The organism is Gemmiger formicilis (assembly GCF_016901605.1).
Classification (GTDB): domain Bacteria; phylum Bacillota; class Clostridia; order Oscillospirales; family Ruminococcaceae; genus Gemmiger; species Gemmiger formicilis_B.
Genome location: NZ_JACJKP010000319.1, coordinates 1 through 1,278, shown reverse-complemented (window position 1 = coordinate 1,278; position 1,278 = coordinate 1). Strand labels below are relative to the sequence as shown.

Annotated in this window: 2 protein-coding genes; both read right to left on the bottom strand. The window is 63.0% G+C overall.

Annotated features, from left to right (window positions below; all coding sequences use genetic code 11):
• Nucleotides 1-152, bottom strand: a 152-nt coding sequence (locus H6B10_RS18885) for a Mur ligase domain-containing protein (protein ID WP_345941856.1), incomplete at its 3' end; no start/stop codon positions are given.
• Nucleotides 149-1,278 (bottom strand): asparagine synthetase B family protein (locus tag H6B10_RS14540; protein WP_204652253.1); only part of this gene is annotated, 1,130 nt, incomplete at its 5' end. The genes H6B10_RS18885 and H6B10_RS14540, both read right to left, overlap by 4 nt.

Here is a 1,278-nt window from a genome sequence, read left to right as displayed (position 1 = left end):
TTGTGGCCGTCGGTGTGCAACCCGGGCAGGCAAACGAACAAGGCTCCCGGCGTTACGGCCCGGGAATCATAACAAAGGTCCCGGATTTCGGTGCGGGCGTCGCCCTGCAGCACAACGCCGTCGGTAGCCTGTAAAAGCTCACACAAATTCATGCCGCATCACTCCCAAAAAACTGCTCATACCAAACCAGAAAGCAGTAGATACAAAAGATCTGCCGCCAGTTGTCCTGCCGGCGCCGCAAGTGCCGGTCTAACAATATATGCAGCTGGCGCACCTGAAAGAAGCGGGCGGCTGCCGGGCTGTCGAAGGCGGCCCGTACCCGGGCGGCATAGGCGGGCTGGCGCAGCCAGTCCCGTACCGGTACCGGGAACCCCCGCTTTTTGCGCTGGGCGCTGGGGCGGGGCAGGCGCAGTGCGGCGGCTGCCCGCAGGGCTTTTTTGGTCTGGCGGGCGTCAGCCTTGGCATCCGGTGGCAGGCGGCGGGCCAGGGCAAACACCTCCCGGTCCAGAAAGGGCACCCGCAGTTCCAGGCTGTGGGCCATGCTCATTTTGTCGGCTTTGAGCAGAATGTCCCCGGCCAGCCACAGGTGCAGGTCGCACCACTGCATCCGGGTCACCGGGTCCAGGCCGGTGCTGGCCTGCCAGTAAGGCCGTGCCAGATCAAAGGGCAGGACGCTGTGGTAGTCGTGGCGCAGCAGCCGCCGTTTCTGCCGTTCGGTCAGCAGGGCGGTGTTGCCGTAGTAGCGCTGCCATAGGGGCTGCGCCCGACGCATCAGAAAATTGATTCCCGGAATGGCGGGCAGTCGTTGGGCTATGCTGCCCAAAAAGCGCCGCAGCCCGGCGGGCAGCCGGTCATACCAGACGGCGGTGAACGGTTCCTTATAGATGTTGTACCCGGCAAAAAATTCATCGGCGCCTTCGCCGGAAAGACAGACCTTTACATCCCGGGCCGCTTCCTTGTTGAGAAAATACAGCGCCACCGCTGCCGCATCGGCCAGGGGCTCATCCATGTGGTACTGCACAGCGGGGATGGCGTCCCAGAATTCTTCCGGAGTGATCCGCCGGACGCGGTTCTCTATGCCCAGGACCCGGGTCAGCTGGGCGGCTTCCCCGGCTTCGTCGTAGCCTTCCTCGGCATAGCCGATGGTATAGCAGCGCGCCGGTCTTGCCAGCGAGGTGATATACGAGGAATCCACCCCGCCCGAAAGGAACCCGGCAACCTCCACATCGGCGATTTTGTGGGCGGCCACACTGTCCTGCATGATTTTGTCAATGACTT